8 protein-coding genes are annotated in these 9,876 nt (G+C 44.0%); 2 read left to right on the top strand and 6 right to left on the bottom strand.

The genetic code is table 11. The features are described from left to right. Positions 1-43: 43 nt before the first annotated feature. Entirely contained in the window at positions 44-1,579 is a 1,536-nt protein-coding gene (locus KGF70_RS15595) for an FAD-dependent oxidoreductase (protein ID WP_216769484.1), read from the top strand. Between the two features lie 210 nt (positions 1,580-1,789). Here the strand turns inward: KGF70_RS15595 and KGF70_RS15590 are convergent, their stop codons facing one another. From KGF70_RS15590 to KGF70_RS15570, 5 genes are all read right to left on the bottom strand, one after another. Then, a complete protein-coding gene (locus KGF70_RS15590) occupies positions 1,790-2,032 on the bottom strand; it encodes a hypothetical protein (protein ID WP_216769485.1) in 243 nt (80 codons plus the stop codon). A 544-nt stretch (positions 2,033-2,576) separates the two neighbouring features. Beyond that, positions 2,577-3,269, bottom strand: a complete 693-nt coding sequence (locus KGF70_RS15585; RefSeq protein ID WP_003639808.1) for a 2,3-diphosphoglycerate-dependent phosphoglycerate mutase — start codon at positions 3,267-3,269, stop codon at positions 2,577-2,579. 75 nt (positions 3,270-3,344) lie between these two features. Next, positions 3,345-4,418: an AI-2E family transporter gene (locus KGF70_RS15580; protein ID WP_216769486.1), complete on the bottom strand. Its 1,074-nt coding sequence runs from the start codon at positions 4,416-4,418 to the stop codon at positions 3,345-3,347. Positions 4,419-4,573: 155 nt separating this feature from the next. Next, positions 4,574-5,728, bottom strand: coding sequence for an ROK family protein (locus KGF70_RS15575; protein WP_050339835.1), 1,155 nt, complete (start codon positions 5,726-5,728; stop codon positions 4,574-4,576). 370 nt (positions 5,729-6,098) lie between these two features. After that, positions 6,099-7,148, bottom strand: coding sequence for a cell surface protein (locus KGF70_RS15570; RefSeq protein WP_216769487.1), 1,050 nt, complete (start codon positions 7,146-7,148; stop codon positions 6,099-6,101). Positions 7,149-7,290: 142 nt separating this feature from the next. Here KGF70_RS15570 and KGF70_RS15565 point away from each other — a divergent pair, with 142 nt between their 5' ends. Beyond that, positions 7,291-8,487 carry a cyclopropane-fatty-acyl-phospholipid synthase family protein gene (locus KGF70_RS15565; protein WP_216769488.1) on the top strand — a complete coding sequence of 399 codons (1,197 nt, stop codon included), beginning with the start codon at positions 7,291-7,293 and terminating at the stop codon, positions 8,485-8,487. A gap of 332 nt (positions 8,488-8,819) precedes the next feature. Here KGF70_RS15565 and KGF70_RS15560 read toward each other — a convergent pair whose 3' ends face one another. Continuing rightward, positions 8,820-9,734 carry a hypothetical protein gene (locus tag KGF70_RS15560; protein WP_216769489.1) on the bottom strand — a complete coding sequence of 305 codons (915 nt, stop codon included), beginning with the start codon at positions 9,732-9,734 and terminating at the stop codon, positions 8,820-8,822. Between the last annotated feature and the right edge of the window lie 142 nt (positions 9,735-9,876).

Genomic DNA, 9,876 nt, shown 5'->3' with positions numbered 1-9,876 from the left:
TGTATAAAAATAAACAAGTCATTCACAATACGGAGGCTATAAAATGCTTAATTTACAAAATGTTGATCATTATGAGGTTAATGACATTGATATTAAAAGAACTGTAAGTACAGAAGTTTTAGTAATTGGTGCAGGAAATGCCGGTATGATGGCCGCAGCTGCTGCAGCCGAAAAGCAAGCCCAAGTAACCGTTATTGAAAAAGAAGACAGCATTAACCTACTACGTCTTGGCTTAGGTGGTGTCGGAACTAACGCACAAAAGCGTGCCGGCTTAACAATCAACAAATATGACCTCGTCGAATACCTGGCATCCTTTGCGCAACACAATGTTGATGAAGGATTAATTTATCACTGGGCCAATCATAGCGCTGAGGCCGTTAACTGGGTCGAAGATAATATCTTAAAGCCACACGGTGCTCATTTACGTTCAGAGCCCGATGCAATGGTCACTAGCTCCGCATACACCGGATTTCCAACTGAAAACGATCCAACTATCGACGATAAAACGTTTGCGTCATACGGACAATGGTTCCAAGAAAAAGTTGAATCAATGGGTGTAAATTTACGCTTTAAAACTGCATTGATTAAACTGTTAACAATTAATGATCAAGTCTCTGGTGCAATCGTCAAGGATTTATCTAACGGAGAATACATTCAGATTAATGCTTCGAAAGGAGTCATTTTATGTACAGGAGGGTACTCTGCTAATAAACAATTACTAAAAGAATGGAATCCCCTCGCCCTAAAGAAAAACGTTTATAATGACAGCCCTCGTAGTAACGGTGCCGGAATTACCTCAGCACTAAATATCGGAGCAATCAAAGACGAGGAGCCCGCCGAATGTATTTTTGACCGAGGCTTAGTTCCAATCGGTACTAAAACGGATGACATGTATGTTCAAACAGCGACCTATAAAGACTGGTTATGGTTAGGGAGCCATCCTTTGCTAAAACTAAATATGCGGGGACAACGCTTTGCTAACGAATCTGTTCCTTATCAATTTATTGTCAATGCCGCTAGTAAACAACCAGGCTACCTATACGCCATGATTTGGGATGACAACTTCGACGAATATGCTAAGCAATTCCACATGGTGGGGTGTGCACGAGTTGGTTTTCCTGGATACATGGCAAGTGCTGAAAAGCTACGTGAAGATACTCAACAATACGTTGATAAAGGGCTCGTTGTCAAAGCTGATACAATTGAAGAACTTGCACAACATCTTCAACTCCCCGTTGCCAATGTTGAAGCATCTGTTAAACGTAACAATGAACTAGTTGATGATAATATTGACAAGGACTTCGGTAAAGAAGCTTATCGTTTAACCTCCGTTAACAAGAAACCTTACTATGGCTGTATTCTTGGAGGCCGAATTCTCTGCACATTCGATGGTCTAAGAATCAACAAACAAATGGAAGTCATGGATAATCAATACCACGCTATCCCACATCTTTACGCTGCTGGTAACGATAGTGGTGGCTTCTTCTTTGGTAGTTATCCAGATCGTGTTCCTGGTCTTGCCGCTAGTCACGCACAAACATTTGGGCGTTTAGCTGGACAACAAGCCGCTCAAAATTAATTTTATATTGAATAAGTAGCTAGGACGAGAAACCAATGTTTGTTTCTCGCCCTATTTAATTAAGATATCAACTTTTTGAAATGACACCAGACATGGCCGGTTTTATGGCATTTAGTACCATTCCAATCTTTACAATTTTCATCCTCAAAACCCGCGTACAAAAAAAGGGACGGCGTCTCCCGTGGAGCTGCTCCGTCCCTCAATGAATCACTATTTACTTACAACATGGTCTTCATCCAACATGTACTGAAACGCAATTTTACCAGTCAACAAGTCGATCTTAAACAATCCTTGATTACCGTTATTTTCATCGCCCATCACAACGAAGTACGATGCGCCTTCGTCAGCGACATGTTGAAAACTCAGATAGTTTCCTTTGAACCCTTGCTTCCGGAACTGACTGACAATCCGAACCATTTCACGTTGTGTTACTTCACTTGTTGCTTCACTCATTTTTCCACTTAACCCCGCAATCAATTTCTCTTCTTTACTAACAAACTTGTTGATAACTTCTATGCCGTAAAAGTTATGCACTGTGGATAATTTAATTAACCACAATTTTCATCTTTTTCACCGCTTATCCCCAGATAATGCTTAACTTACCCACAAATAGGCGGTGTTATTAACAATTATTCTTATTTGTTGTACCGAATTCGTATTCAAATGTTTAATTCTTGGACTCATCCACAATTCATCTGTCCTTGGCTAATAAAGCTATTTGTGCCTAACCGTGTTATCCTAGCCACCAAAGTCTAACGGACATCGTTGATCTAATAAATCGTAAAACAGTCTGGCACTTGACGCCAATGTTCCAGTTGCCACATCCATCATAACACGGCAATTTGAAAACAATTATGAAAGCCCAGTCTCATTTTTCAATTCAGCAATCAGCGTCCATTTGCTGCCAACCCCATCACACGTTATCCGACCTCAGCGCCCAAAAAAGCACTCCCCTGAGACAGCGGAGTGCTCCAAAATCAGTAAATAACTATTTAAATTATTTGCCTAACTTTTCCTTGCCAAGAACCTTTAACTTTTCATCAAAGTCATAGACAACTGGTTCACCAGTAGCCATTTCAAGGTTCATTATATCATCATCACTGATTTGTTCGATATACTTGCTTAAGGCACGTAATGAGTTACCGTGGGCAGCAATGATTACATTCTTGCCATCTAATAACTTAGGTGCGATTTGGTCTTCCCAAAACGGCATAACGCGTTCCAAGGTAACCTTCAAGTTTTCACCACCAGGGACGATGTTAGGGTCTAAGTCAGCGTAACGACGATCGTTAACAGCTGAACCTTCATCATCGGCACTCAATAATGGAGGTAAAACATCGTATGAACGACGCCAGATATGAACTTGGTCATCACCGTATTTTTCAGCGGTTTCCTTCTTGTTCAATCCTTGTAATGCACCATAATGACGTTCGTTTAAACGCCAAGTCTTGGTTTCAGGAATCCAAAGTTGGTCGGATTCTTCAAGAACATAGTGCAAAGTCTTGATGGCACGAGTCAAAACTGAAGTGAAGGCGTAATCGAATTGTAAGCCTGCTTCTTTAACTTTTTGACCAGCAGCCTTAGCTTCTTCAACACCCTTTTCGCTTAAATCAACGTCAACCCAACCAGTAAATTGGTTAGATAAGTTCCATTCACTTTGACCGTGACGAATCAATACTAATTTTGCCATAGCAGTTAATGACCTCTTTCTTAAGTTATTTACTCACCCTATTTTACACTGAAAAAGCGAAAAATCAAAACAATATCAGTGCTTATTTTCAGAATCCGGGTGGAAAGTAATCGCTTTTTTCAGATTAATATTGGGGCGCGGTCGATGAACCGGTTTCACACCGATAATATCTAAAATAAAGTTAAAAATCGGCACACCGACGATCAGTCCCCAGACCCCGAATAAGCGTTCACTCACCAGTAAGACGACGAACGTGTAAAAAATCGGCAATTCCGTCCGACTCGACATGAACTTCGGATTCAACACGTAGGCTTCCAGCGCGTGCACCACGAGAATCATCAGTAACATGTAGACAACGTAGCGTAAACCGCCGACTGAATAGGCAATCAGGCTCAGTGGGACGACTGAGATAATCACACCAGCGACCGGAATCAGGCTGAGAATAAAAATCATCAAGCCTAAACTAATCAGTTGCGGTATTTTCAAGATTGCCATGAACGCCACGGTAATCACCGTATTCACGATGGCAATCAGGAACTGTGCTTCCAAGACGACGCCAAAGCTGTTCACGAACTTTTTGGCGAAGAAATAGACATCCTGGAAGAACCAGCCAAACGTGCTCGTCAAAAAACGCTTTGTAAAGACCCGCATCTGGTGATCCTCAATTGTAAAGAAGAAGCTCAGAATAAAGGACAGGAAGAACGTCAATCCCATGTTACCGATATTGGAAATGTACTGGAAAACAACTGAGATCCCACCCTTCAGTTGTTTAAGTAAGTCAGATTCTTGGAAATACGACGTCACCCACGTCAACAATTGGTTCGTGTCATGTGACGGATTCTGATAGAAGCGGTAGACCGATTCAAAGGTCAAAAAAGTCTGCTTGATCAATTGCGGCAAATAGATCGATACCGCAAAATAAATCCCCAATATCACGAGCGCATAGATGACGATCACGATCAGCGTCGGCGGTAGTTTGACCCATCGCCGAATGGCCCGAACGAGTCGCGTCACCAAAAAAGTAAAGATAAACGTTAATAGTATGATACTCATCATACTTGAAGCTAAGTACAGTGTTAACACAATCAGCGCTAATACGAACGCACGCCGCCAACGCACATTTCGAATTAGTTGCGACCAAAATTCCACAAAATCCACCCCTCTGCTATCCCATACGTCCATTTTAACGGAAAGCGGCCCTAATAAACATCAAAAGGCTGTAACGTTCCGATAAAAAACGCGTAAAGTTTATCACTAATCACTTGATAAACTTCACGCGTTCGTTTAAATGGACACTTGATTACTCATGAGAACTGCATTTTTAAGCTTTCCAAACCTAACGCTTGATGAATGATGACCGACGCGCCACCCAATAGCGCTGCGGATTGCACATTCTTCGTCGCAATGATTGGCACCTGCCGACTTGGTGACGTCAACTTCGCCGTGTTATCACGAATATCCGTCAATAGTTGTGGCAAGATCTCCAAGACCGTCGTATTTAGGACGACCACGTCCGGCGCAAAGGCGGTAGAAACGTTGGCAATCACCTTGGACAGGTAGTAAACGAAGTCATCGAAGACTGCCGTCACTTCTTTATTATGATTGATATAATCATGCTTGACCGTCGTCAAATCGAGTCGGTCCACCTGTTTGATTTCCTTGAGCCGTGCCCATAATGCTTTTTCGGACGCATAGTCATTGTAGGAAGCCATATGATTCTCGACACGCCGGTCCTCTAATAGCGCGGTCCCAACTTCACCAGCTTCACCCTCATGTCCAGAGTAAAGCCGTGAGTCAGCCACGATACCAGCATGAATTTGGTCACGAACAACGACGGAGACCACGTTGTCAAAGATTTCGTTGTCGTGAAAGTCCCGTTCAAATACGGCCGTTAAGTTAGCTTTCTTTTCCAGTACCACTGGGATCCGTAATTTATCCCGCAAGTACTTCGCTAAATCAAAGTGGGTCAGGCCCTTGATTGGCGTCTTTAAAATCTTATTTTCATAGATAATGCCATCCAGCGCGATTGCAACCCCCATTAAGCCATGAATCGTGCCGTAGTCGTCAACATTCCGTAATTGATCTTCAATCAGGTCGATGACATCCGTTAACGTCATATCGCTGGTCTTGAAGCTTTGGAAGTGCAGGATTTTCCCGTTTAAACGGGAATACATCAATTTGATGGCGTCGGCCGACATATCAATACTTGCCACAAAGCCGTAGTTGACGTTCAACTCGGCCATTACCGGCTTACGGCCACCGTTCTTCGTGCTGACCCCGCAACCAATCTCCTTAATGAACTGGGTGCGAAGTAATTGGTTATAAATGTCTGATACCGTTACCTTATTCAAACTCAGATTCCGTGAAATTTGGCTCCGGCTGATTGGTCCTTCGTTAATAACCTGCTGCAGAACTTGCTTCTCATTCGTACTGCGCATCACATGTTTATTAATAATCATACTGAATCTCGATGTCCACCGTTGACATCCGGATTACTTTGCCAAATCACGCTGATTGGGCCTGCCATTAATCCACTGGTCAACGGGCACCTTAACCCCCTAATCTGTTAATATTCTATAGCATCAAACAAAAATAGTACACAAAATAGTCATTTTTATACCTATTTTGACATATATACGTTAAAAAAAGGTCAATACCGATATAAAATGACCGCCCCCGTAAAACAAACCGTAATGAACGGAAACACTCCGTCCTTACTCCTACATTCTATAACAGTTTTTATAAAAAAATCACCGATTCACACCTAAAAGTAGGTGTTTTATCGATGATTGTTAATTGAGCTTCCATACCGCTATTATTTTGCTTATATCACTGCAACGACTTTGCCGCTTGTGCGATCGACATATGCTGCGAACTCGCCTGCTGAAGAATCGCTTCAATCTGGGCATCCGTGTACTGACTGGCATCAAAACCAGCTTGTGATAACTCATCACGGGTTGCCTGGATCTGGTCCGACGACTGATTCAGTGTTTTGACCGCCTGGGCTAAGGACAAGTGTTGTGCCGCTACGCGTTGAATAATGGCCTGAATCTCAGCATCACTATACTGACTAGCATCCACACCCTGTTCATTCAATTCCGCCCGGGTCGCTTGAATCTGATTGCTACTAGAACTGGCACTCGGACTAGTTGTACCCGAAGCCCCATTAGCCACAGATGCCGTGGTTAACGACGAGCTTGAGTTAGCCTGAGAGTTCTGCTTAGTCTGCCTATTTTGAGACGGTGATGATTGTGCGCCGCTCGTCCCAGCAATCGATTGGGCTGTGTTTGGCAAAGCTGGCACTGATCCCGTCAACGTCTTAAGTGAAGCGTTGTTTTGTTTGCGGAGCGTCAGCACGTTCTTGCGAATATCCTGATAATACCGCTGCTTGAACGTTTTGTCTTTTAATAAGGTCGCAATTACAACGTTCGAGTCAGTAAACTCATTCGCCTTGTTCAGCGTTAAGGCCTGCTGATACTGTTGTTGATACGTCTTGCGTTTATCCTGAATCTTCTGCAATAAAGTCAACTGTTCGCGAGCTTGCTGAATCAGCGTCGTTGCCCCGTGCTTAGTCGTCTTAACGGTCGTGAAGTCTTGTTTGGCCGCGCTAAACTTCCGGTTGTTCATCGCCTGCGTGCCATCCACGTAAGTCTGGATCTGGGTCAAATAGCGCTGAGCCGTCGCATTGCTAGCCCGTGTCCGCGAAGCGTGCGTAAAACTCGTCTCAGCCAACGAATAATCGTGATTTTTCAGCGCCCGTTCACCCGTCCGCATCTCATCAGCATAGGATTCTTCTTGCAACCGATAACGTGTGTAAGAGTAACTACCGACCCCCACGGCGATAATTACCGCAAACACGATCCACATCCATCTCTTCATCACGACACCCCCATTAGCTGATTTTCCAATTAATTTATTATACCATGTTTGCAAACAACCTCGCGATTCGTTGTGCTTACAAAACCATTTTCATAGGCGTATAATAATTAATGTATTTTACGAAGAAAGGATCCTTATTGCAATGTTAGAGAAAACTTTTTACCACACCCTTTTGAGTCACTCATTCAATATCCCCGTCACAGTGAACTACTGGGATGGTAGTAGTGAAACTTATGGTGAAGGCACACCAGAAGTAACAGTGACATTTAAAGAAGCCATTCCAATGCGCGACATCACTAAGAATGCGTCCATCGCACTCGGTGAAGCCTACATGGATGGCAAAATTGAAATTGACGGCAGTATTCAGAAATTAATTGAATCCGCCTACGAATCGGCAGAAAGCTTTTTCAACAATTCCAAATTCAAGCGGTTCATGCCAAAACAATCGCACTCTGAAAAGAAGAGCCAACAGGATATTCAGAGCCATTATGACGTTGGTAACGACTTCTATAAGATGTGGCTTGACCCAACCATGACCTATTCCTGTGCTTACTTCAAGCACGATACGGATACGTTGGAAGAAGCACAGATTCATAAAGTGCACCACATCATCCAAAAGCTCAACCCACAACCTGGCAAGACGCTACTTGATATCGGTTGTGGTTGGGGAACCTTGATGTTAACGGCTGCGAAGGAATATGGCCTAAAAGTCGTTGGTGTCACCCTTTCCCAAGAACAATATAACTTAGTTGCCAAGCGCATCCAAGATGAAGGCTTGAGCGATGTTGCCGAAGTGCGGTTACAAGATTACCGTGAACTAGGCGATGAGACCTTTGATTACATCACCAGTGTCGGCATGTTTGAACACGTTGGTAAGGACAACTTAGCAGTGTACTTCGAACGCGTTAACCACTACCTTAAAGACAACGGTGTCGCTTTACTGCACGGGATTACCCGGCAACAAGGTGGTGCGACTAACGGTTGGTTAGACAAGTACATCTTCCCAGGTGGCTACGTTCCCGGGATGACCGAAAACCTCCAACACATCGTTGAAGCCGGCCTACAAGTCGCTGATGTTGAAACGTTACGGCGGCATTACCAACGGACCACTGAAATCTGGGACGAAAACTTCAATGCCAAACGTGCCGCAATCGAAGAAAAGATGGGCGTACGCTTCACGCGGATGTGGGACCTCTATCTCCAAGCCTGCGCCGCTTCCTTCCAATCTGGTAACATCGACGTTATGCAGTATCTCGTTACTAAGGGTGCTTCATCACGGAACTTACCAATGACGCGGAAGTACATGTATGCGGACAACCGTATCAATAAAAATGCTTAATGTAGCTTAAAACAAGCTTTCAGAATTTTATGAATTCTGAAAGCTTGTTTTTTTGTTATTACTTATAACTCAGGGGTTTAATGGCGAATTAATCTTTTTATGGCGGAAAGCTCGTTGTTCATAGAGCACCATCACTGTACTCGTTTTGCTTGATTACTCGCTTAATTCATTTATCGGACGAACTAACCGCGTCTAGAGTCGGTTTGAGCCAGGACTAAGCTGCCCCTAAACCCCTGACCCGTTGTACGCGTAATCATCGAATAAAGTTCATAGCGTCCTGATTTTTCATGAAACCGCCAAGCTTCTGATTACCTTTTTCAGAGATCTTTCTACTAATTTTCAGTAACCGCCGCACGTACCCAGTCCAACACGCGCTGGTACGCTAGGAGCGCGCCTAAGAAGAAGGCCGCAGCCAGTGCCGCCGACAACGGCAACTTGTCGAACATCTCTGCTGGCAACACTAGCGCTAACAGCGGAAACGCGTAGGCAGCTGGCAATTTAAGCCGTAAGCCTAACAATAACAAGTACACTAACGGCATGGTCAATACCGTCGTCAGTAGCCACGAAGCGACCAGCAAGTGCACGCCAACGCCAATCGTCGCTGCGGCAGTCAATGCGGCCCATTGTTTAACGGCGAGTTTCACCGAATAATCTGGTTGCTGGGTTGCCTCGAAGAAAACCACAATGACCGGCGGAATCGCAGCCATCTGCGGCTGGCCTACGAACCACACGATACTGACCCAGAGGAGCACGAGACAACTAAAGCCCAGCATTTGCCACCAATTAGCGGTGGCCGGTGCCGAATGCATTGCTGGTTGTCGTTGCTGCAATCGAACACCGACCATTAGGCTCAGCGTCCAAAAGAAAATTGCGACAATGAATGACCAGTGGGTGGCGTTAATGATGATGGGTAATAGTCCAGTTGCAAAGGCTGGCGCCAAGTTGGATCTCAACCCTTTCAATAGTAGCAACATCAATAGCACGCCAATCAAAACTTTGATTGGATAATCCGCTGGCAGGCGGTTGACCAAGAAGCCGATGACCGCCGTTCCTGATGGCGCCAAGAATAATTTACTGGGTTGCCGTGTCCAGTCCGCCTTGCGATAGATCCAAGTCCCCGCTGTCAGGGCCCCAATCTCCGGCAAAATAACTTCCACGTCATGCAAATAGGTGGCGCTCGCCACCATTAGTAAGATAAATGTCCACCCTAATAGGTAACGCCAACTCGTCTTATGTTCTAAATCCATCCGTTCAATATTCCTTTCTTATATCAATTTACATATATTTTAATTATTAACGTAACGATTGGTATTGTAACATAAAGTGGTTATTAACTTCAAATTTTCAGAAAATTAGTTTTTTTCACCATTATTGCCATCTCAAAATATC

The sequence above is a fragment of the Lactiplantibacillus sp. 7.2.4 genome, assembly GCF_018991185.1.
Classification (GTDB): domain Bacteria; phylum Bacillota; class Bacilli; order Lactobacillales; family Lactobacillaceae; genus Lactiplantibacillus; species Lactiplantibacillus pentosus.
The sequence above is the reverse complement of the archived record's forward strand: the minus strand, read 5'-3'. Positions and strand labels throughout refer to the sequence as shown.

Bases quoted from the DNA above. Each gene is read 5' to 3' on its own strand.
- KGF70_RS15595 (WP_216769484.1), top strand. From the start codon at position 44: ATGCTTAATTTACAAAATGTTGATCATTATGAGGTTAATGACATTGAT.
- KGF70_RS15590 (WP_216769485.1), bottom strand. From the start codon at position 2,032: ATGAGTGAAGCAACAAGTGAAGTAACACAACGTGAAATGGTTCGGATT.
- KGF70_RS15585 (WP_003639808.1), bottom strand. From the start codon at position 3,269: ATGGCAAAATTAGTATTGATTCGTCACGGTCAAAGTGAATGGAACTTA.
- KGF70_RS15575 (WP_050339835.1), bottom strand. From the start codon at position 5,728: ATGATTATTAATAAACATGTGATGCGCAGTACGAATGAGAAGCAAGTT.
- KGF70_RS15570 (WP_216769487.1), bottom strand. From the start codon at position 7,148: ATGAAGAGATGGATGTGGATCGTGTTTGCGGTAATTATCGCCGTGGGG.
- KGF70_RS15565 (WP_216769488.1), top strand. From the start codon at position 7,291: ATGTTAGAGAAAACTTTTTACCACACCCTTTTGAGTCACTCATTCAAT.
- KGF70_RS15560 (WP_216769489.1), bottom strand. From the start codon at position 9,734: ATGGATTTAGAACATAAGACGAGTTGGCGTTACCTATTAGGGTGGACA.